The 21,771-nt window shown below is 33.1% G+C and carries 22 protein-coding genes; 7 read left to right on the forward strand and 15 right to left on the reverse strand.

Annotated features, from left to right (window positions below; genetic code table 11):
* Positions 1–161: 161 nt before the first annotated feature.
* Positions 162–1,838: a formate--tetrahydrofolate ligase gene (locus tag RTL21_RS14685; RefSeq protein ID WP_312096735.1), complete on the reverse strand. Its 1,677-nt coding sequence runs from the start codon at positions 1,836–1,838 to the stop codon at positions 162–164.
* A gap of 377 nt (positions 1,839–2,215) precedes the next feature.
* Here RTL21_RS14685 and metA point away from each other — a divergent pair, with 377 nt between their 5' ends.
* Entirely contained in the window at positions 2,216–3,124 is a 909-nt protein-coding gene (gene metA, locus RTL21_RS14690) for a homoserine O-acetyltransferase MetA (protein WP_312096736.1), read from the forward strand.
* A gap of 186 nt (positions 3,125–3,310) precedes the next feature.
* Here the strand turns inward: metA and RTL21_RS14695 are convergent, their stop codons facing one another.
* A complete protein-coding gene (locus RTL21_RS14695) occupies positions 3,311–4,015 on the reverse strand; it encodes an AIM24 family protein (protein WP_312096738.1) in 705 nt (234 codons plus the stop codon).
* Between the two features lie 217 nt (positions 4,016–4,232).
* Here RTL21_RS14695 and RTL21_RS14700 point away from each other — a divergent pair, with 217 nt between their 5' ends.
* Positions 4,233–4,445, forward strand: a complete 213-nt coding sequence (locus tag RTL21_RS14700; protein WP_312096739.1) for a DUF3892 domain-containing protein — start codon at positions 4,233–4,235, stop codon at positions 4,443–4,445.
* Positions 4,446–4,537: 92 nt separating this feature from the next.
* Here the strand turns inward: RTL21_RS14700 and mntR are convergent, their stop codons facing one another.
* The 5 genes from mntR to RTL21_RS14725 all read right to left on the reverse strand — a co-directional run bounded on the left by mntR (position 4,538) and on the right by RTL21_RS14725 (position 9,733).
* Positions 4,538–4,963, reverse strand: coding sequence for a transcriptional regulator MntR (gene mntR / locus RTL21_RS14705; RefSeq protein WP_312096741.1), 426 nt, complete (start codon positions 4,961–4,963; stop codon positions 4,538–4,540).
* 440 nt (positions 4,964–5,403) lie between these two features.
* Entirely contained in the window at positions 5,404–7,554 is a 2,151-nt protein-coding gene (locus RTL21_RS14710) for a type IA DNA topoisomerase (protein WP_312096743.1), read from the reverse strand.
* Positions 7,555–7,764: 210 nt separating this feature from the next.
* Positions 7,765–8,745: an aromatic acid exporter family protein gene (locus RTL21_RS14715; RefSeq protein WP_312096843.1), complete on the reverse strand. Its 981-nt coding sequence runs from the start codon at positions 8,743–8,745 to the stop codon at positions 7,765–7,767.
* Between the two features lie 8 nt (positions 8,746–8,753).
* Positions 8,754–9,053: a hypothetical protein gene (locus RTL21_RS14720; RefSeq protein WP_312096745.1), complete on the reverse strand. Its 300-nt coding sequence runs from the start codon at positions 9,051–9,053 to the stop codon at positions 8,754–8,756.
* A 392-nt stretch (positions 9,054–9,445) separates the two neighbouring features.
* The gene (locus RTL21_RS14725; protein WP_312096746.1) at positions 9,446–9,733 is read right to left on the reverse strand and encodes a hypothetical protein; all 288 of its coding nucleotides are present in this window, start codon (positions 9,731–9,733) and stop codon (positions 9,446–9,448) included.
* A gap of 445 nt (positions 9,734–10,178) precedes the next feature.
* Between RTL21_RS14725 and cspD the strand changes: the two genes are divergently transcribed.
* Complete coding sequence (cspD, locus tag RTL21_RS14730; RefSeq protein ID WP_009332654.1) at positions 10,179–10,379, forward strand: cold-shock protein CspD; 201 nt, start codon at positions 10,179–10,181, stop codon at positions 10,377–10,379.
* A gap of 181 nt (positions 10,380–10,560) precedes the next feature.
* On the opposite strand, the gene RTL21_RS14735 is transcribed toward cspD, so the two are convergent.
* Together RTL21_RS14735 and RTL21_RS14740 are read right to left on the reverse strand one after the other, a co-directional pair.
* Positions 10,561–10,746: a zinc-finger domain-containing protein gene (locus RTL21_RS14735; RefSeq protein WP_312096748.1), complete on the reverse strand. Its 186-nt coding sequence runs from the start codon at positions 10,744–10,746 to the stop codon at positions 10,561–10,563.
* Positions 10,747–10,774: 28 nt separating this feature from the next.
* Positions 10,775–11,434, reverse strand: coding sequence for a reverse transcriptase-like protein (locus RTL21_RS14740; RefSeq protein ID WP_312096845.1), 660 nt, complete (start codon positions 11,432–11,434; stop codon positions 10,775–10,777).
* Positions 11,435–11,746: 312 nt separating this feature from the next.
* Here RTL21_RS14740 and RTL21_RS14745 point away from each other — a divergent pair, with 312 nt between their 5' ends.
* Positions 11,747–12,136, forward strand: a complete 390-nt coding sequence (locus tag RTL21_RS14745) for a reverse transcriptase-like protein (RefSeq protein WP_312096749.1) — start codon at positions 11,747–11,749, stop codon at positions 12,134–12,136.
* A 17-nt stretch (positions 12,137–12,153) separates the two neighbouring features.
* Positions 12,154–13,086, forward strand: coding sequence for a DMT family transporter (locus RTL21_RS14750; protein ID WP_312096750.1), 933 nt, complete (start codon positions 12,154–12,156; stop codon positions 13,084–13,086).
* A gap of 105 nt (positions 13,087–13,191) precedes the next feature.
* On the opposite strand, the gene RTL21_RS14755 is transcribed toward RTL21_RS14750, so the two are convergent.
* On the reverse strand, positions 13,192–13,461 hold the full coding sequence (locus RTL21_RS14755) for a DUF6123 family protein (protein WP_312096751.1): 270 nt from the start codon (positions 13,459–13,461) through the stop codon (positions 13,192–13,194).
* A gap of 185 nt (positions 13,462–13,646) precedes the next feature.
* Positions 13,647–14,126 carry a divergent PAP2 family protein gene (locus tag RTL21_RS14760; protein ID WP_312096752.1) on the reverse strand — a complete coding sequence of 160 codons (480 nt, stop codon included), beginning with the start codon at positions 14,124–14,126 and terminating at the stop codon, positions 13,647–13,649.
* A 110-nt stretch (positions 14,127–14,236) separates the two neighbouring features.
* Here RTL21_RS14760 and sspL point away from each other — a divergent pair, with 110 nt between their 5' ends.
* Entirely contained in the window at positions 14,237–14,374 is a 138-nt protein-coding gene (gene sspL, locus RTL21_RS14765) for a small, acid-soluble spore protein L (protein WP_312096753.1), read from the forward strand.
* A 2-nt stretch (positions 14,375–14,376) separates the two neighbouring features.
* Here the strand turns inward: sspL and RTL21_RS23245 are convergent, their stop codons facing one another.
* The 4 genes from RTL21_RS23245 to RTL21_RS14780 all read right to left on the reverse strand — a co-directional run bounded on the left by RTL21_RS23245 (position 14,377) and on the right by RTL21_RS14780 (position 20,327).
* Positions 14,377–14,553, reverse strand: a complete 177-nt coding sequence (locus RTL21_RS23245; RefSeq protein WP_396954450.1) for a stage II sporulation protein P — start codon at positions 14,551–14,553, stop codon at positions 14,377–14,379.
* Positions 14,554–14,754: 201 nt separating this feature from the next.
* Positions 14,755–15,654 (reverse strand): 5'-3' exonuclease, encoded by a 900-nt coding sequence (locus RTL21_RS14770; protein ID WP_312096754.1) that lies wholly within the window; start codon positions 15,652–15,654, stop codon positions 14,755–14,757.
* A 205-nt stretch (positions 15,655–15,859) separates the two neighbouring features.
* Entirely contained in the window at positions 15,860–16,714 is an 855-nt protein-coding gene (locus RTL21_RS14775) for a sulfurtransferase (RefSeq protein WP_312096755.1), read from the reverse strand.
* 22 nt (positions 16,715–16,736) lie between these two features.
* Entirely contained in the window at positions 16,737–20,327 is a 3,591-nt protein-coding gene (locus RTL21_RS14780) for a dynamin family protein (protein WP_312096756.1), read from the reverse strand.
* 584 nt (positions 20,328–20,911) lie between these two features.
* On the opposite strand from RTL21_RS14780, the gene RTL21_RS14785 reads away from it, so the two are divergent.
* Positions 20,912–21,364, forward strand: a complete 453-nt coding sequence (locus tag RTL21_RS14785) for a chemotaxis protein CheX (RefSeq protein WP_312096758.1) — start codon at positions 20,912–20,914, stop codon at positions 21,362–21,364.
* Positions 21,365–21,771 lie beyond the last annotated feature (407 nt).

Here is a 21,771-nt window from a genome sequence, read left to right on the forward strand (position 1 = left end):
GAAGGAAAACTATTTTCATTCCTGGGTTGAGAGCGAAAGTTCATGGTTGTTTTTACAGATGAAAAAAGCGCTAGCACCTTACATCCAATATCAGAGAATATATCATCTCCGCTACTATGGTGCGTATTACTTGCGCCTTATTCTTTCAATTAATTCTCGTTTTAAAACAGTCCTACTGCTTTCCCATCCTTGTCTACATCCATGTTTAATGCAGCTGGTTTCTTCGGTAATCCAGGCATTGTCATAACATCACCAGTTAGTGCTACTAGGAAGCCTGCACCAATAGAAGGCTTAAATTCGCGAATGGTAATTGAAAACCCTTCTGGTCTTCCAGTTAATGATGGATTATCTGATAAAGAATATTGCGTCTTCGCCATACAAATTGGAAGGTTAGTCCAGCCGAATTTTTCAAAGTCAGCAATCTGCTTCCTTGCTTTAGTCGAATATTCCACACTGCTCGCTCCATATATTTTCGTCGCAATTGTATGTATTTTTTCTTCAATCGAAGCATCCAGTGGGTATAAATGGTGGAAATCTGGTTCATTCTTATCTAATAAGGCTAACACCTTTTGAGCTAATTCCATGCCACCCTCTCCACCTTTTTCCCATACTTCTGTTAAAGCAACTGGAATTTGAGCTTGTTCACAAAGCTGTTCCAATACGTCAATTTCTGCATCTGTATCTGTCACGAATTTATTAATGGCAACAACAAATGGTAAACCGAATTCTTTAATACTTTCTACATGCTTTTGTAAATTTGCAAAGCCAGCTTTTAAAGCTTCTGTATTTTCAACCGATAATTCTTGCTTCGCAACTCCACCATGCATTTTTAGCGCACGAATCGTAGCAACAATAACGACAATTTCAGGGTTTATCTCTTTATTTCTTGACTTTATATTTAAAAACTTCTCTGCGCCTAAATCTGCCCCAAACCCTGCTTCTGTTACTACATAATCTCCTAATTTCGCAGCAGTAGTTGTGGCGATGACACTATTACAGCCATGAGCAATATTTGCAAATGGACCACCATGTATAATTGCTGGAGAGTGTTCAATTGTTTGAACCAAATTCGGCTTTACAGCGTCTTTAAGTAGTAAAGTAAGTGCACCTTCTACCTTCAAATCACCTACTGTTACAGGTTCTTTATTCACATTATAGGCAACAACCATTCGAGATAATCGTTGTTTTAAATCATTAATATCGGAGGCTAAGCACAGTACAGCCATGATTTCGGAAGCAACGGTAATATCAAATCCATCTTCTCTAGGTACTCCTTGTAAGGGACCGCCTAATCCAATTACTACTTTTCTAAGGGCACGGTCATTTAAATCAACAGCTCTTTTCCAGACAATTCTGCGCTGATCAATCCGGCATTCATTACCTTGATGAATATGATTGTCGACTAATGCTGCTAAAGCGTTGTTTGCGGTTGTGATGGCATGAAGATCTCCTGTAAAATGTAGGTTAATATCCTCCATTGGTAGTACTTGCGCATTTCCGCCCCCAGCTGCTCCTCCTTTAATGCCCATTGTTGGACCTAAAGAAGGTTCTCTCATTGCGATAACTGCTTTTTTATGTAATTTATTTAAGGCATCACCTAATCCAACTGTCACTGTCGATTTCCCTTCGCCTGCTGGAGTCGGGTTAATAGCTGTCACAAGGATAATTTTTCCTGATTTATTTTTTTTCAAGCCAGTTAATGTTTGTGAAGATATTTTCCCTTTATATTTTCCATATAATTCAATATCATCGTCTGTTAAGCCGAGCTTTTCGGCAATATGTATGATCGGTTTCATTACTGCTTGTTGAGCAATTTCGATGTCAGATTTCATTTTCATTTATACCTCCATGATTTCCTTCTGCAATTTCAGCCTTCAAATATTATTGTACAATAAAAGAGCAGTTATAAGTACACGTTTCGACAAAACCTTTATTCGTAGCGCTTAAAGTTGTTTTCTAAAAATAATTTCTGCTCTATTTCCGTCTTAGCAAATAAATTATCTTTCCAAAATTCAAAACATTATGATTGCGACATCCGCAAATCAATTTTATAATAAGCTATGTTACTAGTTGGAGACAGTATCTAATTTAGAGAATCTAATGTTTGTGTCATTTTATAATTTTTTCATATAAACCTTATGGAATTTATATAACACTACTATATCCACCATAGAAATACATAATATGTTAGATTTTTAGGAGGAGACATACGTATATGCCAATAAAAATTCCTCAGCTCTTGCCAGCACGAGAAATACTAGAAGATGAAAATATATTTGTAATGGATGAAGGTCGAGCGAAAGCCCAAGATATTCGCCCATTAAACATAATAATTTTAAACTTAATGCCGCAAAAAGAAAAAACAGAGGTTCAAATATTACGCTTGCTTGGAAATACTCCTTTACAAGTAAATATTTCCTTTTTGAGAACTGCTTCCTATGAATCCAAGAATACAAGTCCATACCATCTAGAGCAATTTTATCGAAATTTTGAAGAAATAAAATCAAATAAATACGATGGTATGATTATCACAGGAGCTCCTGTAGAGTTAATGACTTTTGAGGAAGTTGATTATTGGGAAGAGTTAACAAAAATCATGGAGTGGTCGAAAACAAATGTTACTTCAACCCTTCATATTTGTTGGGGGGCACAAGCAGCCCTATATCATCACTTCGGAATTAATAAGTATCTATTAGATCAAAAATGTTATGGAATTTATTCTCATCATGTTTTAAATCCATCGGATAAGTTAATGCGTGGCTTTGATGATAGCTTTTTAGCTCCTCATTCAAGGCATACAAATGTATCCATGGAAGAAATTAAAGAGCATCCAAACTTAGAGATTTTGTCTGCCTCAGATGATGCTGGAGTATTTATCATTAGTGGAAATAAAGGAAAACAAATCATGGTCACCGGTCACTTAGAATATGATTCTTGTACACTCGCTGAGGAGTATAAACGAGATAAAGAAAAAGGTTTAACTATTCATCTTCCACTAGGATATTTTCCAGAAAATGATCCAAGTAAAAGACCATTAAATAGTTGGCGGTCTCATGCCCATTTACTATTTTCCAACTGGCTAAACTATTATGTCTACCAAGAAACACCTTACGAATGGAAATAATATTTAAATTAAAAGCGAAGAAAAATTGCTTAGACAAGCACCTTTTCTTCGCTTCATGTATTTTTATTCAATTCTCAATCCAAATTAACTATCTATCCTATTTATCCACAAAGAGCATCGCTAAGCATATCTAATTGTCTTCCCACTCTCTTTTCTATTTTTTTACCCATTACTTAGCTGCAATGCTTAGCTATTATTGCTCCCTCCATTAGTAAAGTACACTTCTTCATATGGCTGAATAACGACAAAGCCTTCTCCTGCAAATTTCATTTGGATAGATTCTCCACTCCCTCTTCCAAAAAAGGTTTTTAGGGAGACATCTGTAACAAACTCTGGTTGAAGGTCTCCAGACCAGGCAACAGTAGCATTTGGGTCTGTGAACACAGGGTTATGTGGAGTTACTCTTAGTGTAAGAGGCTCATAGTGTGAAGTTATGGCAATCATTCCCCTTCCAGATAGATTGATATTAAATAAGCCACCAGACAGCATGCCTGCAATTCTTCGCATTAACTTAATATCCCATTTAATCGATGGCTCAAAAGCAAGTAAATCATTGCCATTTACAAAAATAGAATCTCCATTTAAATGCAGGATGGAAATTTTCTTTCCTTGGTCAGCTAAATAAAGCTTTCCATTCCCTTCTGCTTTCATTAAAGAAGCTCCTTCACCTGTTAGTGCTTTTTTGAACATTTTGCCTAGCCCATGTTCCAATATGCCCTCCCGTGTAAATCGAATATTTCCACGATAGGATACCATACTTCCTCCTTTTGCCCATATCTGATTGGTTAAATTAATTTCTAGCATTCTTTCTGTTTCTAACTCAAAAACACCCTCATTCTTATCTCTTTGCTCTGTTTTTGCCAAGAACTCCTCTAAGTCATATCTCCCCATATTATCACCTCTTTGAAAAATTGGTTAATTTAAGGATATCATCTAGCAAGTTGCATGAAAATATAAATATAGGGTAGAGATAAATATATTTAATTCAATTGCTTAAAAACATAACGATCAATGAATGATAATTTTAAATAATTTTGTAAATACTATTCCATATATATTAAATGGGTAGATTAGGATTCATCTTTTTATGAGAAAGGAGCTAATTTGTATGGAAAAAATTATTGCAGTGGAGAGAAATCATATGGGAGACATTATTAGTTTTAAAACTTCTAATGGACGAGTTATTTCTTACCGTAAAGCATTGATGGACATTGAAACAGGGGTCATAAATGGGGTAGATGTTGTTGAAAATGAAAGTGAGGAAGAAGAAATATCTTTTTCTATTATAGATAGCTTTGACAATTATCCGCCTATCTTTTAATAATTTTTTTAAAATAAAAAGGGCCATTCTCCTTAAGTATCCATGCTGCGGAATACTAGGCAGCAAATACCATTTGGAAATTGCCCTTTTTTTTAATCAATCGAGTCGTTTTTCTGCTGAATTAATTTTAACGCTTCCATATGCTCAGGATTTTCTTCGAAAAATTGGACTAAATCTCCAATGCGATCAATGGAATCCCAGCTTAAATGATGTTCTATCCCTTCTACATCTTGATAAATATTCTCTTCTTTTACGCCAATGATTCTTAGTAATTGCTCTAAGAGTTCATGTCTGTATACTAATCGTTTACCGATTTTCTTCCCTTTCGGCGTCAAAACCAAGCCCCTATATTTTTCATAAACAAGATATTCATCCTTATCCAATTTCTGAACCATTTTTGTGACAGAGGAGGGATGTACAGATAAGCCTTCCGCAATATCTGATACTCGTGCATATCCTTTATCTTCTATTAGGTTGTAAATGCGCTCAATATAGTCTTCCATACTAGGTGTCGGCAATTCAACCCCTCCTTTACCAGGATTTCTCCTTTTTTCTATTCTATTCAATCATGCTTATATATGTTTATCTATGTATGTACTGCCCTTTTTTAAACAAGAAAAATACTGCCTATATTTTAAGTAATCTTTTACGAAGCTATTTTCATAAATTTTGTTGTTCTTATTTCTAATTAATTTATTTTTCCGATTAAAAAACAACCATTTTTTACAAAATAGCCTTTACGTACAACTTGTTTTAGAGCAATACTAGTGGATAAGAAACAGCCTTTCGAAAAAGGCATGGATTAAAAGAACATTTCTTTAGCATTTTACTATAAAAAAAATGTGGAAACAAGATTCTTTCTATTGTTAGGTTCGTAACAAAAACCTCTCATCTCTACTTTCATGATTAAAATTCTTTATTACACTATTTTATCACTGCTTCGAACTCACAACCAAATCTATTCAGGGAACTCCATTTTCCAGCTAAAATACTCATTTTCTTGATTTTTTTCATATTTCATAATCGCCTCAAATTTATTCCCTTTTTTGCTTATTAATCCTTTTACAGGCGCTTTTCCATTTTTAAGCAATGCTTTAACCATTGTTTTGGTCGGTTTTTTCTTCATTGTCGCAAGAAATTTATCGTTCTTCCAAATAACGAATTTACAGCCATTCTTCCAATTACTGCAGCCAAATCCTTTTTTTCCTTCTACAACAGAATGACCACAAAGAGGACATTTCCCCAATACTTCTGTTGTTTGTTTGGCATAGGTAACTTCTTGAATAATGGTATCTTCTTCTTTCTTGATTGTTTCCACTGCATTTGTTGTAAAGTTGCTAATAATTTGCAAAAACTGCTGTTTGCTAAATTGCCCTTTTTCAATATCATAAAGAGCTTTTTCTAGCTTGCCAGTGAAATCTAAATTAAACAAATCTTTAATCGGAAAGGTTTCAACCATTCTTCTCCCTAAATCAGTACATACTAAATTCTTATTTTTCGCTTCAATATAGCCTATATCTTTTAATTTCTTAATCGTTTCTGCTCGTGTAGCTGGAGTTCCAATACTAAAACCACTTAAGATCGACAAAACATCTTCTTCGTTTTCTGCATCAAAGTTTTTTCCGCATGTTTCCATCAAACGAAGTAATGTCTTTTCCGTATGTTCTTTTGGTGGTTGGGTAGTATGGGTTGTCGTAGTTGCCTCATTCGTAAAAACTTCTTCTTTTAATTGAACCAATGGAAGCATGACATCTTTCGATTGAATTTTCTCAATCTTTTTCCATCCTTCTACTAATTGGACCTTTCCTTTCGTTATAAAGCTTCCCTTTAGTTCCACTTGCTTTATACTTGTTATAATCTTTGTCTCTTCTACCTCAGCAACGGGCATAAACTGCATTAATAATCGATTTTTTATCGCCTCATATACTTGTTCTTCCTCTTGACTTAATCGTTTAGGCAGCACATACGTAGGAATGATTGCACTATGACTTTCCACTTTTTTATTATCGAAAATTCGCTTAGATGGAAAAAATTTAATTTCCTCTTTAAATGGTAAGTCTGCTGCAAGGAGATTTACCACTTTTTCTGTTTTCATAATTAAACTTTCTTCTAATGCAATACTTGCTGTTCTTGGATATGTTATATATTTTTTTTCATAAAGACTTTGTGCAACCTTTAATACCTTATCTGCTGTCCAGCCTTTATATTTACTAGTTATATAGCCTTGAAGATTAGAAAGATTAAACAAAAATGGTGGGTATTCTCTTTTTTTCTGCACATTTTTATCTGTTACAATTGCTGTTTTGCCTTTAATCTGTTCCTCTAATTCTTTTAAATATTGTTCCTCTTTAAATTTTTCTTCTTTATTTTCTAAATAAATACCTGTATAACTGCTTCCGTCTTCCGTTAAAAATGTTGCTTGTAGTTTGTAAAAATTTTCTGGTACAAAGTTCTCTATTTCTTTATCACGATCATAGATAATTTTAAGCGTAGGAAGTAAGACCCTTCCAATATTTAAAGCCTTGCCTTTTCCCTTTTGATATTTTAAAGTTGCTACAGAAGTTAAGTTAATACCAATTAACCAATCGGCCCATTGTCTGCTGACACCAGCATCTTGAAGGGGGCGAAGTTCTTTATTAGAACGAAGATTATTTAATCCGTTTAATACTTCTTTAGGCGTCCATTCATTCAATAGTAATCGATAAACTTCTTTTTCTGTTCTTAAATTGTAAATAATACTATCACCGATCAGCTGGCCTTCTCTATCATAGTCACACGCAGAAATAATCGTATCTACATCTTGTCTTTTCATCAACCGTTGGATTATTTTAAGCTGTTTTTCTGCGCCACGATCAGGCTTATCTCTATTTTTCGGATCGGACTTTACTTTATATTGAAATTTTGTAGGGATAAACGGAAAGTTTTCTAATTTCCACGTAGACATTTTTTCATCATAGTCTTTCGCATCATTCAATTGCAATAAATGGCCAAAAGCCCATGTTACGATGTAGCCATTTCCTTCAAAATAGCCATCTTGTCTATTTTTTATTTTTAAAGCATCTGCAATATTTTTCGATACAGATGGCTTTTCCGCTAATATTAATTTCACCTATATCACCTTTTTCATTACTTGCGTTGATCGATATTTTTAATACAAGATAACATTATAATCGCAAAAAAGAGAAATGTATAGAAAGGGTAAAACTTGTAGAAATGCAAATGGAGTATTTTTGAGGTGTTTTCAACTGAAATATTCAGACGGAGACTACTTCTCTTATTAGAGTCCCCGTCAATAATTATAAATAGGTAACCTGATAGATTAGTAAGTTACCTTCAAGGATTTTTTTATTTGTAAATACTGTTCTAACTCTTTTATGACAAAAAAGACATGGGCTTGTTCTTCAAAGGAATTCCAGTCAGTAGGCAGTTTATCATGTTTAATTATTTCCTCCACTCTTTGGAGCTTACTTAAAAACAATACTGCTGTATTACCTGAATGGACACATAAACTAAGTTCTTCTAAAAAGTCTGCTATAAGCTCTCTTTGATTATCTAATGTCTCAACAGATAAAATTCGATCAAATAGCCTAGAAATGATTTCTAATTGCTTTTCTCTTATTGTAAAGTACTTGTAATAATAATTTTCTTTTCGCGAAAAATGATTTTCTACATCTCGATATGCGACTGATTTAGCAAATTGCACATCGTCTGAAGCACGTTTTAATTTTAACGCGTAGTCTTCCCTTATTTCATTTGTACGAAGATACACAACCATATCCATGAGTAGTGCTTTAAAGTATTGTTCGATAGCCTTTTGATGTACTTTCATTTCTTTATCCAGACTAGGCATATAACTATTAACAAGCAATGCTGCGCCAATTCCAATGACAATTAACCCCAACTCATTTAGCACTACATGCCAAGTCATTTGATTAGTGGAGTATATGTGGAGAATAATAACTGTACTTGTTACTACTCCTTCATTTACCTTCAGTAAAACGGTTGTTGGTATAAATAATAAGAGCAATAAACCAATAATATAGGGTTCAAAAGCAATTCCTTCAAAGAAAATATACGAAAATGGAATAGCAAGCATACATGCGATAAAACGGGAAAATGCACTATGAAGTGATTTCTTTTTTGAATTTTGTACACAAAGAATCGTTATAATCGCAGAAGATACATAGAAATCTAATTGAAAAAACTGAGCAATAGATATACCTATACTTACTGCTACTGCTGTTTTAAAAGTTCGATAACCGATTTTATAATTTTTCAAATTTCGCAAAGCTCTTTGCATTTGCATCATTAATCACAACCAGTAACTAGTAAATCATCCTGTAAAGAAGCTAACCCCGTATTTATGGTAATTTTATCACCAGGTTTTACTAATAATTCCACAACGGATCCACTAAAAGGAACACTCACATCTTTTATTTCCCCTGATAAAGTTCTAATGGTTAAAATCGTTTCCCACTCGTAGAAATAAGCTTTTTCCTTCATTAGAATCTCATTTACAGTTCCTTCAAACGGGCTAAGTATCATCTGGTCTTCTCGAGAAATTTCATAATACGGACTTTGACTGCTCTTTACAATCGTTTCAATCATTTTAATAAATCTTCCCTTTTTATTTATAGTTTTTTATCTAGTTTTGCATACGTTTATTCTATTCAAACTAAACTTGACTAATATAATAGTAATCATGTTAATAAAAACACATTTTTCTCTATAATTCAATGATTTCAAGAATAATTTTTTCATTTTTTTATAGGAAATTTCTGTATGATTAATTATCATTAAAAGCCCGTCACCACTAGGTTCTTGCCACTCAACGATGAAAGCGCGAACATCATTATTATAGAGAAGAAGCTTCCAATATTAGCATCTTTAAGGTTGTTTTCGTCAAGTTTGTTCTATTACCACAACCTGGAAACGCTTCGCCTTCCATTTGGCGATTTCCAAGTCTCCTCGTCATTAAAAAAACTAGCTGGATAGCTAGTTCACATAAAGTACTTTTTTATCTTACTGTCTGTTTGGATATACCAATTTTCTTTTTCAATAATAGTTGATACAGTTAAAATAAGAGATGGAATTTTTTCTACATTGAATACGATTAAGCCGATTTTTTTAACCATAATAACAAAGGACTCCCCATGGGAAAAAGTAGGCAAGACATTTCCTAATTGAAGGATACTTTTTACTATTGCCTGCTTGCTGTTGTCCTCCAGAACAATATTCGGTGTAAATCGCAAAATCCAATTTTCATTTTCAATCGAAAATCGATACATTTAGCCACCCTCTTATTCTGCTTCCTTTAAAAACAAAAACTGCTACTTCATCATATGTTGAAAATCATTATTTATGAACGATATTATTTAGCATAGGAAAGGCTTAAGAATTCCGCCTTGTTTTTATTGACAAATTAATTTTTATAAATTTAAACAAAGGCGATTACGAGAAAAGATAAGTATATTTTTTCTAATTTATTTATCGTATGCTAGATAATTGTATTCGCTTACTTTTCAATAAAATTTCGAGTAAACCCTTTCATTTTTTTGATTAACTTTTCGGAAAAAACACGTTGAAACCTTGACTACATATAGGGAATCGTGTATATTATAGACATCATTTAACAAAATTCAGAATAATTACTTTCTATTATTATTTTGTTCTATGAGAATATTTATTTTATAGGCACTTATGTGTCTTGAAAGGCTTAGGAGGATATTTAATATGCAAAACGGTAAAGTAAAATGGTTTAATAACGAAAAAGGATTTGGATTTATCGAAGTTGAAGGTGGAGACGACGTATTCGTACATTTCACTGCTATTCAAGGCGAAGGCTTCAAGTCATTAGAAGAAGGACAAGAAGTTTCTTTCGAAATCGTTGAAGGAAACCGCGGACCTCAAGCTGCTAATGTTGTTAAACTATAATTATTAATAAACTATATTAATAATAGTATTCAGGGAATTTTTCTAGAAAGTTATTCTTCTTGAGAAATTCCCTTTTATTTTAAATCTAATTTCATTTGATCACTTTCTATATATGTAACATTCCTATTAGGATAATCGCGCAAACAAAAAATCGAGTAGAGGGGAAAAAGTATGTTCCCCCTTACTTCGCACCTGATAGTTTTTCCCCGTATTCCTTTAGCTTATTCCCCACCGTACACTGCGATATACAAAAGCGGTGAGCTCTTCTTTTTCCATATTCTAATTTATTTTGCCCATATAAAAAACAATCTTTACAATAGTCTTTCATTAACTCATCTGCTTCTTCAATCAGTTTCTTTCGTTCCAAGCCACACCCCTCCTTTACCTCTCTGAACCTAAAGTAATTGCATTTTACTGTAGATACGTTTCCCTTCTAAGCTTTGAGTTGCAAGTTTATCTGCTTCCTTATTATCGTTTCTTGCAATAGCAGTATAAATCATATTCAATTGCATTTTTTCAATCTTCGCATCTATCCGATCAAGCCAGCTACTTAATTCTTCTTCATAGCATGGCCATTCGCCTCCTAACTGCTTCAATACTACTTGTGAATCACCTTTTACTTCACAAGTAACTCCCCTTACTTCCAGCTCCTCTAAAAGGTTTAAGGCATGGTAAAGGGCCGCATATTCTGCTTCATTGTTAGAGAGAATATCATGAAATAATTCATTTGCCCGAACTCTAAATTTCTTTTTTCCCTGTTGAAAGAATAGAACAACACCAATCCCAGCAGTTTTTGTTTCCTTATGATAGCCACCGTCAAAATAAATGGTAAAGTCATGTGGCTCTTCTTCTATTTCTTCATTTAATTTTCGTAATTCTTTTAATGTCCAGCTTGTTCCTTTTTCATCATAAAAAATAAGATCTGTCGCATCACTACGTTTCTCTAGCTCTTCCCCTATTTCAAGGGCAAGACTGGATTGGATCCAATCAGAAGTAAAGTAAACGCTCTCTTTCTTTTTTTTCATATGAAATTTATATTCCAATTTATATTTCATAACGGTACAACCTTTCTTCATAAAGTGATTCAATAAGTGGTGGATATTATTGCCCGTTAAAGCAGGATAAATGGAAACTGCTAAAGAAATAATAAAAAACATTCCCATCTCATCTTTTTTTCATTTATAATGTTTTACATCGTTTATATTGTTAATTCTTAACTTTTACGATTCAGCAAGGGCTTGTTATAAATTGGTTACATTGTTTAATGATATATATACATCTTTTACGATTTGTATGTAAACAAAATAGTAAAACAAGTTAGTTCCTAATCATTGCTTAATCATACCAAATTTTTTGGAGGTATCAAAATGATTGAAGTTTATATTGACGGTGCCAGTGCTGGAAATCCTGGCCCTAGCGGTGCTGGTGTCTTTATAAAAGGGCATGGATCTGCAGAAAAATACTCGATTCCCCTCGGATTAATGAGTAATCATGAAGCAGAATACTATGCACTAATTAAAGCATTAGAAATTTGTATAAAAAATAATTATCGAACCGTGAGCTTTCGCACAGATTCGGAGCTAGTAAGTCGTGCTGTTGAAAAAGAATTTGCAAAGAATAAATCATTTGCTCCTCTTCTGGAGAAAGCATTAAGGCTTGCAAATGAATTAGATTTATTTTTTATTAAATGGATTCCAAGTAATGATAATAAAACAGCAGATGAATTAGCAAGGCTTGCCATTAGAAAAAATAAATAATGAAGGGAAACGTCCATTTGAAAATACATACTTCCGCTAAATTTGCAGATTTGTCACTATTATTTGTTGCACTAATATGGGGTTCCACTTTTGTCATCGTTCAAAATGCAATTACTTTTTTACAACCGCTTATTTTTAATGGGATTCGCTTCTTTCTAGCAGCTCTTTTTTTATTCCTGTGGTTGCTCATTTTTAAGCCTTCCCAACTAAAGCAATTAAATATACATTGCTTAAAATCTGGATTTATTTTAGGTATATGTTTATTTATTGGCTATGCTTTTCAAACAATCGGATTAGTATACACTACGAGCGCAAAAGCAGGTTTTATAACTGGATTAAGTGTTGTGCTTGTTCCTTTATTTATGTTTCTTTTTTTGAAACAAACTTTATTGATCAATCATATTATTGGTGTTGTTATTGCTACAATTGGTCTCTATCTCTTAACCATCAGCAATGCATTTTTATTTAATATTGGTGACTTCTATGTACTAATTTGTGCCATTGGCTTTGCATTGCAAATTATCCTAACAGGAAAATATAGCAAGGAACATCCAACATTACTATTGACGATCGTCCAGCTCTTTACTGTCTCGATTTTCGGAATTATTGGAAGTTTTTTATTCGAGAACCCAAAGGCTAATTTCAAAATAGATATCATTTTCCAAAAAGAAGTAATAATTGCTTTAATCATTACTTCTGTACTGGCTACAGCTTTAGCATTTTTAATCCAAACAAGCTTACAAAAATATACCAATTCTACTAGGGTTGCATTAATTTTTGCTACTGAGCCAGTATTCGCAGCAATGACCGCATACCTCTTCAATAACGAACAGTTAACAGCTAGTGCTACGATTGGTTGTGTACTTATTTTACTTGGAATGATTTTTTCAGAATTACCGAGGAAAACATTGCTAGCTACTTTTCGAAGAGGAAAAATTATCGAAAAGTAAATAACGCAATGTTAAATTTGAGAAATTTTATCTGGATAATAAAAAGGAGACTATTATGGTGAACACTTTCACCATAATAGTTTTTTGCATTAAATTAAATCGACTTTAAAGCGGAAATAATTGATTGCTTTTTATAAAGCTCATTACTTCTTTTTTTGTTTTCAGCTCATTATCGATAAACATTTCAAGTAAGGAGACAAAAAAGCTCCCATCAAATTTCTTTTGTATTTTTAAAGTACATTCAATCGCTGTAATCACAAGCTGATCTGTAGCATTTGTATATGCTTTGCCAAAATAAATAAAACCAATTGCATCGTCACCAAAGGAAAAGCCTTTACCATCTAAAAAAAGCAAATACTCCTCTATCGTCTTCAACCTTAACGTACATTCCCCTCTATCCTTTTACCTATATGTTACTTTATATGCTGACAATTTTCTAGTTTTTTCAGCACTATTTAGCATTTTTGATGACTATTGTCACAAATTGTCTGTTTCCTTGCCGACATTTTGTATACACCCAAAAAGGATAGAGAAACAAAAAATTGCTTCTCTATCCTTTTTTATCGATGTATAAATGTCCGTTTCTTTTTTGTACATATATGTCCTAAAAAACCAATGAACACACCGAGTAAAGCACCGCCAAACACTTCTTGCGGCTGATGTCCAAGCATTTCTTTTAATTTTTTTGGTTGCTGTTCTTTATAAGCAATATTCTTATCTTTATTAATTTTATCGACTAATTCGCCTAAATCATTTACCTTTAATGTTAATTCTCCTGTTTGTCTTCTAATTCCCTGGGCATCATACATGACGATTAAGCCAAAGATTAGTGATAGGGCAAAATCAATCGTTGGTAACCCTCTCTTCAAGGCTATAAAAGTCGTTAGAGAAGACACTCCTGCAGAGTGAGAGCTTGGCATCCCACCTGTTTGAAAAAACAAGCCCTTAACCCACTTCTTAGTTTTAAAAAAATGAATAGGAATTTTTAAAAACTGAGCCATCCCAATGCTTATTAAGGCAACATATATGCCCTTATTCATCATTAATCACCTCTTACAATAGTCTCTTTATTTACGGATGATATTATTCTTACTTGCTCATACTATAATTGATTTTTTATTTCCACTACTACTTTTAAGAGGTGAATGAAATGAGTACAAAAAACCATACAAATAGAGGAAAAGCTGCTGGCGGAGTCAATCCACAAGGGTACGGTCAAGACGCTGATATAACGCCATCTCCAAAAAGCAAATTAGAAAATGCAGCGAAGAAGAAGAATACAAAATAATGCTATAAAAGATGGGGCTGTATAAAAAGCCCCATCCAGCTTGTATTATTCATTTTTTTCTTGAATGATTTCTTTAATGAATTAAGCTGGAGGGCGAACTCTTTATTTTCTTCATAATCGTCGTTTGTCTTTGATACGACAATTAAAATTTTCGCATAGTCTTTTCCATCAATGTCTATAGCTCATCGTGTGTCTGTAGCGCAATGGAACGAATTGTTTTTCTACAATTGATTTGATTATATTTAAAATCATAAATAACTAGTATGAAAAACTAACCTTTATTTAAGAGCTTAATTAGAGAGTGTTCGCCTTTACAGAGTGGCTATTTAGTTTTGTCCCAGCCTCACAAGGAATATTAATCTAACATAATAAAACCATTATTAAAATAAAGTAAGTTCTTCTTTCTTTTCTACATAATGATGAAGTCTTTTAAATTCAAGTTCTTCAAATTTTTGAATAGCTATATCTGGATTAATGTCTAAATAGCTATCTTCCAACAGACAGCTTACTGGAACATCACATTTTATTTCTGCCAATTGTCTGCTTAAATGGAGCATTTCTAAATCTGCTTCTATTTTCATCCGCTGCCCCTTAGTAAGCAACGGTAAATTAGCTAGAATTCCTTCAATATCTTGGTGAACTTGTAGAAGCTTTAAAGCTGTTTTTTCGCCTATTCCCTTTACGCCAGGATAGTTATCACTTGTATCCCCCATTAATCCCTTTAAATCGACCATTTGCTTCGGCGTAATTCCTTTTTCGTCTTGAAAACTAGATGGAGTGTAAAGCATATAGTTGCCATATCCCTTTTTTAATAATGCAACTGAAATATGATCATCCAATAATTGAAGGATATCCTGATCACCAGTTAGAATGGTAACATTTGCTTCCCCCTTCATTTGTTTCGCAATAGTCCCGATACAATCGTCAGCTTCAAATCCAGTTACACCTATATTAGGTACATTAAAGCTTTCAACAACCTCTTTTACTAAATCAAATTGTGGAATTAATTCAACAGGAGCATCAGAACGATTTGCTTTATAAGAAGGAAACATTTCCGTTCTAAATGTCGTGCTCCCCATATCCCAGCATACTGCAACATGGGAAGGACTAAAATGTTCAATTGCCGTAAAAAAATGTTTTACAAATCCATGAATCGCATTTGTGGGAATTCCTTTTGAGTTAACCATATATTGACCTGTAACAGCTGTAGCAAAAAAGGCACGGAATAATAGGGCCATTCCATCTACTAGCATTAAGTTTGCTTGTTTCTCATTGTTCAAATCGCATCTCTCCTTTTTATACATTATTCCATTATAACAGATTCACAGAAAGTTGCTGCTGGTAGCTTTTTCATCTCATACTTTCTGTCTATAAAAAAGGAGTAGCAGTATAAACACATGTTCAATTTGATTAAAATCCAATATATACAAGGGGAATTTATTCTTACTGCTTACTTATTTCTATTTCCTTAAATTCAAATGAATTTTACTTCTCTAACTGACTTGGCAAACAAGTTTCCACTTCATTTTCCTCATAAGAGATCCAATCACTAAAGCTACCTGGATAAAGCTTTACTTTATCGAATCCAGCCATTTTTAAGGATATATAATTAGGGATAGCCGTGATACCAGAACCACAGTAAACAATATATTCCTTGTCTGGCTTCAATGAAGAAAACCTTTCCTTCTGATCATCAATAGATAAAAAATAACCATTTTTTAATCCTTCTGTCCAAACAAAATTTTCCGCTCCTGGGATATGTCCACTTTTCTTATCAATTGGTTCCATTTCCCCTGTATATCGTTTATATTCCCTTGAATCAATTAGTACCTTATCTTGACCTTTTGTCTGTACTTGTAGGGAAATTTCCTGATAGGTAGCTGCCATATGGGATTGGATAATCGGTGAAAAAGAAGACTTGGAAAAAGTTAGTGTTTCTCTTGTTGTAGGATAGCCCTTCTTTATCCATTCTTTATACCCTCCATCTAAAATATAAGTGTTTGAATGACCAATATAGTTCAATAACCACCAGCATCGTCCTGCAAAAGCACCTTCCCCGTTATCATAAGCAATTACGATTGTGTCTTTGTCTACTCCGATATTCTCTAATTTCTTTACGAGTTCTTCTATGTCTGGTAACGGATGTCTTCCCCCATGTTCCCTTACTGGATTAGAGAGATCTTTTTCCAAGTGAAAATAGACACTACTTGGAATATGTCCTTCTTCATACCATTTTTCTCCTTTATCAGGGCTCTGTAAATCAAAGCGACAATCAATGATTCTAACCGATTTATTTTCTAAATTCACTCTTAACCAATCAAGATTTTTTACATATTCCATTTTTCATCCCCCTAATAAATTACTACTTACTTTTTTCTAATACCGCATCAATGTGATGTGCTTCCTGAAGAATCCATTCAAGCTTTTCAATATTTTCATGTTCTGTTAATAGTGCTGTTTTTCCATCATAATACTCTGTAACTTGTTCCATTAAATCACTCCATAATGTATCGAAATATTCATTAAATAAGCCTTCATAAAAAGAAAAAAATGAGTGTATTTGTTCTTTTACAAAGCCATTAGCATGATCATCCACCAAATTTTCTAGCTCTGTCCCCATATTCTTTCGTTCATTATTTTCAAAAAAGCTCTTTGGGTTTTTATAATACTTACTTCCAATTTTATTAAGGACAGCATCTAATTCTTTAAATGGAGCATGATACGTTAAGCTTGAATCAATTTCATTTGCTATTTCTTCTTGTAGACGAATTTCCCCATTTACAGACTGAATGAAATTCTGGACTTCGTAATAACCTTCTTTTCTTTGCTTATAAAAAATTTGATCTAGTCTTACATTTACTGCTCGTAATTCTTGTTCAAATTCAAAATTCAACTGAATTAAAAAGGAAACCGTCGCAAGCGACATTTCACTTTTCTTATTAACGCCTCGTAAAATAGATGGATGATACGCTTCTTTCAGTAATTCATTCAGTCTGAACATTACTCTTTGTTTCAAATAAAATAGCTGTTCTTCCACTTCCATTTTGAATTTTGCTAAAATATCATTAAAGCTCTTTGTCTGCATTCCAGAAAGTATATTCCTTTTTTCTTCTTCCATCCGCAATAATTCTTGCTCTGATTCCTCTTTTTTCCCATTTGCAGATTCAATTAATTTCTCTAGGAGCTGGAGTGTGCCTTCATAGTCTTTTTTTGCAGATTGAAGCATCATAGACAGCCATTCGTTTTCGATAAAATCATACATTTGCTCTTCTGCCTTTTTCATCCATTTCCCATAGATTTTGTGCTTATAATATAGGCTTGAGACTGGAAGAATTCTTGGTGCTCGTATACCATATAATTGTAACTGTTCTTGTAAATATTCCTGCACTGCAGCTTGCTCTTCTTCATCTTTCGCTAAGTCAATCGCATTAATCACAAAAAATATTTTATCTTTTTCAAATGCCTCCTTTAATCTTCCTAACTGCAGGAGAAATGCTCGGTCAGCCTTTGAAAAAGCATGATTATAGTAGCTTACGTAAAAAATACAATCTGCTTTTTTCATAAATTCAAAGCTTAATTCCGTATGTCTGCTGTTAATAGAATCTCCTCCTGGAGTATCGACGAGCGTTATCCCCTTTCTAGTAATCATACAATCAAAATAAACATCAATTGATGCCACAAAACAAGAAGTTTCTTCAACAGCAACATAATTCGAAAGCTCTTCCATGCTGATGTTAATCTCACTGCCTAATCGATTCTGATGAATCGGCAGACCTTTTATAAAGGCTTGAAGATAACGAAATTCATTCGCATATCTTTCCATAGGATTAGCAACTAACTTTTTTATTAATTTCTGTGCAGCTTCTAAGGAACTTGCTTCTTCTTTTACTAGCTGTAAATAATCATTTAACTCTGTAAGAATTTCTGCTTCTGTTTTCCATTTAACAATAACGGTTTGATGGGGATGTTCTTCATCAATTGGCAAAATTCGATTTATTGTTGCCGTTGTTGGATTTGGGGAAACGGGCAAAATTGGATAATCTAACAACGCATTAGCAAAAGAAGATTTCCCCGCACTAAAGGCACCAAATAAGCAAATAGTATAAGTTCGATTTGCAATATTTGAAGCTTTTGTCAGCAAATTCTTTGCAAGATGTGTAAATCCCTTTACATTTTGAAGATGGCTACTTAAAAAGTTTAACTGTTTTAATACCATTTCTATATTAAATTCGTATTTTTCAACGCTTTTTCGGTCTAGCTCCTTCTCTTTTTTCTTTTCCAGCTCCTTCGTTTTTTCAATAGATAATGATTGATAGGTAATCTCTTCCTTTTCTGAATCGATTAAGTTTTGCAATACTTTCGAATCACCTGGTGGAGCGATTACAAGTTGCTCAAGCTGTTCTTGCCATTCTCGCCATTGAGATAAAAGCTTTTCTTTTGTAAGCTTGATGTCTAGATACACCTGCCATTCTTCCTGTTCCTTTACAAGCTTTTCTTTCTTCTTATGTAATTGTTGCTGACGTTCTTCCTGCCACTCTGAAAAAAGCTGAGCAATTTCTTTTCTAAAGGACTGTTTTACATCATTTTCAACCATATCACAATAAACAAGAACATAGTTTTCCGAAAGCTGCGCATCCTTATTTACTAGACCTTTTAACTTATCGGGATCTACAATAGACTTTAGATTTTTAATAATTGGAAAGTAGTCAACTTTCCCCTGTTTCTCAAAAAATTGGGATAGAGGGGTAATTAATTGTATTTGGACGAGTTTTTCAAGCTCTTGATAGAATGTAAACAGTCTATCCTCTCTTACTTTTTGTGTCTTGCTTATACTTCCAAATAATCCTATTTTAAAATTTTTCTGTTCTGTTTCTAAATATGCTTTCGCTAATTCTCGAAGCTGAAAAGGCATAATATAGCCATTTTTGATAATAGAATGCCATTCATTTTCTAAAGAACCAACTATTTCTTTTTCTTTATCTTCCATTGAATCAATCGATTTAGTGACTTTTTTCAAGTTTAATTCTATTGAATGGTACATATCCTCTGTTAAATCTGCTAATTTTTCCTCCAAGGGTGCCATTCTTTCTGTATTCCTTGAATGGATAAAGGAAATATGGTCTTTATAAAGTTTTTGAAAGGATTCTTCCATGGAAATAGGAAAGATCGAATTTTTCTCTTCTATTTTTCCACTGATATATTTCTGTAACTCTACCAATCCATGATAAAAAGAGTTCGTCTCTATTAATGTTGTAAAAAATATTTTTTCAGGTTTAATTCCATAGGACAAAAAAGAATCAGAAACACTATGTTTAAAATTTTGAAAAGAAATTTCCTCTTCTCTATGCTTATCCATTTGATTAACAATTAACACAAATTTTTTCCCAGAATCAACTAGCTGTTTCGTAAAATTAAAATTTATTTCAGACTGAACATGATTATAATCAACGACATAAAAAATAATATCGGCAAGATGAACGCTAGATTCCGTTGCTAATTGGTGAGCATGATCTGTACTGTCTATCCCTGGCGTATCCATTAAAATGGTATTATCAGAAAGCAGAAGTGTATCTAATTGAACTTCTAATTGCTTAATATCCTCCAGTCTTTCTGTTGCCTGAAGAATTCGCTTTATATCTAGCACATTTTTATAGACATCTGCTTGATTAGAAGAATAAGAAATTTTTATTTGCTTGTTTCCTTTTTTTACACGGATAATATTAGCTGTTGTTGGAATGGGACTTGTTGGTAAGATTTGCGTACCAACAAGCTTATTTATCATGCTTGACTTCCCTGCAGAATAGTGCCCACAAAAAGTTAAGATAAATTCTTGGCTTATCCCTTTTTTTATTAATTCTTTCAGCCTTTGAGCAGATTGTTGATCATCATTCGCCAAAAAATATTGATAAAATGCTGTCCATTTATGTAATGTATCTGGATTCGTTGAAAGCATGATAAACTCCTTTTCGTCGTGTATTTCTTTTATTTTAACTATTTTCTACGTAACAATAAAGAAAAATTAACTGAAAATTGAAAGCGAAGACAAAATAATGAATCAGTTTTGATATTAGCTAAGAAAATAGCCAATTGGTAACAAAATAATAAAAAACTGCTTTCCCTTGTCAGCACTCCCACCTTTTGTAAGCAGTGCTGACAAGAAAAAACAGTATTCATCAGTCTTTATATGTAATTCTTTATTTAGGGTTTGATGCTTTTGTAGTATTATTTAAGACAAATTTCATAACAAATAAATAACCGATAACCGTTAAGCCAATTGGAAAAGCTACCATTCGTTACACCTCGTTTCCTTAATGAGAATAATTTTCTATCTCAATTACATATTACCATCATTGAAAATCATTTTCAATGAGAAAAATAGTCACTATTTTTAACACTTCCTACGTCAAAATACTTAATTATTAAAGAAGTTAGGAAAAATGTACCATGCAATACCTCCTGTTTTTCAATAAAATTATAAACAAAATAGGTCTATTTTATGATAAGATGTTTTTATCTAGAGGATGGGGGAATAGTTTAGTGACATTAACAAAAAGTACGACAGAAATATTAAACGCAACTATTGAAGCTGTAAAAGGTGTTATTCCCTGTGAACTACAAGTAGAGAGGCCAACTTTGACCGTATCTCCTTTTGTTTTAAAATCTTTAGGGGTATTAATAGGATTAACTGGCGATTTCCGGGGCAGAATCATTATTGACGGGAATGAGCAAGTTTTTGGTAAACTTGGTGAGTCCATGTTTGGTATGTTTTTGGAAGGAGCTATGCTTGAATCATTCTCTGGGGAATTGGGGAATATGATTGCTGGTAATTTATCTACATTTGTCTCTCAAAATGGAATTGAAATAGATATTACACCACCTACCGTTTTAGCTGGTGAAACGAAGCTATCTGGATTTGAAAAAGCATTAAGTCTGCCAATTTCTCTCCTAAATATTGGCCAATTAACCATTGTTCTTATTTTAGAAACATAAAGTTCAACTTCAATCAGCGTTTTTTCCATTCACACTGATTGAAGTTGAACTAATTTGTTTCCACTGGAAGTTTCCCTCTCTTCTTATTTCTTTCCACTTCGAGCTGACTACTTCCAGTGAATGTGAGATAAACAAACAGAAATATAGATTTTCTACCCTCTTGTTTATTTTCCCTCTACATTATTTTCTTATTATCTGTATGGCTTTGTACTTCGATTTTAATTTTATTCTCCACTTTATGCCCACAGCATTTACAAATTGTCTTTTCTTTATAGATGGTCAGGCAGTGACTACAATAATAATTTACCATATTTATCACACCCACTTCTTTATAAACATATATTAGTATATTTATCATTCGTGGAATATGTGCCGAAACTAGAAAAGATTAACCAATTTGTTATAAT

This window comes from Niallia sp. (assembly GCF_031978665.1).
In the GTDB taxonomy this organism is placed as follows: Bacteria; Bacillota; Bacilli; order Bacillales; family Cytobacillaceae; genus Niallia.

Excerpts from the sequence above, each read along its gene's own strand:
- RTL21_RS14685 (WP_312096735.1), bottom strand. The coding sequence starts at position 1,838 with ATGAAAATGAAATCTGACATCGAAATTGCTCAACAAGCAGTAATGAAA.
- metA (WP_312096736.1), top strand. The coding sequence starts at position 2,216 with ATGCCAATAAAAATTCCTCAGCTCTTGCCAGCACGAGAAATACTAGAA.
- RTL21_RS14695 (WP_312096738.1), bottom strand. The coding sequence starts at position 4,015 with ATGGGGAGATATGACTTAGAGGAGTTCTTGGCAAAAACAGAGCAAAGA.
- RTL21_RS14700 (WP_312096739.1), top strand. The coding sequence starts at position 4,233 with ATGGAAAAAATTATTGCAGTGGAGAGAAATCATATGGGAGACATTATT.
- RTL21_RS14715 (WP_312096843.1), bottom strand. The coding sequence starts at position 8,745 with ATGCAAAGAGCTTTGCGAAATTTGAAAAATTATAAAATCGGTTATCGA.
- RTL21_RS14720 (WP_312096745.1), bottom strand. The coding sequence starts at position 9,053 with ATGATTGAAACGATTGTAAAGAGCAGTCAAAGTCCGTATTATGAAATT.
- RTL21_RS14725 (WP_312096746.1), bottom strand. The coding sequence starts at position 9,733 with ATGTATCGATTTTCGATTGAAAATGAAAATTGGATTTTGCGATTTACA.
- cspD (WP_009332654.1), top strand. The coding sequence starts at position 10,179 with ATGCAAAACGGTAAAGTAAAATGGTTTAATAACGAAAAAGGATTTGGA.
- RTL21_RS14740 (WP_312096845.1), bottom strand. The coding sequence starts at position 11,434 with ATGAAATATAAATTGGAATATAAATTTCATATGAAAAAAAAGAAAGAG.
- RTL21_RS14745 (WP_312096749.1), top strand. The coding sequence starts at position 11,747 with ATGATTGAAGTTTATATTGACGGTGCCAGTGCTGGAAATCCTGGCCCT.
- RTL21_RS14760 (WP_312096752.1), bottom strand. The coding sequence starts at position 14,126 with ATGAATAAGGGCATATATGTTGCCTTAATAAGCATTGGGATGGCTCAG.
- sspL (WP_312096753.1), top strand. The coding sequence starts at position 14,237 with ATGAGTACAAAAAACCATACAAATAGAGGAAAAGCTGCTGGCGGAGTC.
- RTL21_RS14775 (WP_312096755.1), bottom strand. The coding sequence starts at position 16,714 with ATGGAATATGTAAAAAATCTTGATTGGTTAAGAGTGAATTTAGAAAAT.
- RTL21_RS14780 (WP_312096756.1), bottom strand. The coding sequence starts at position 20,327 with ATGCTTTCAACGAATCCAGATACATTACATAAATGGACAGCATTTTAT.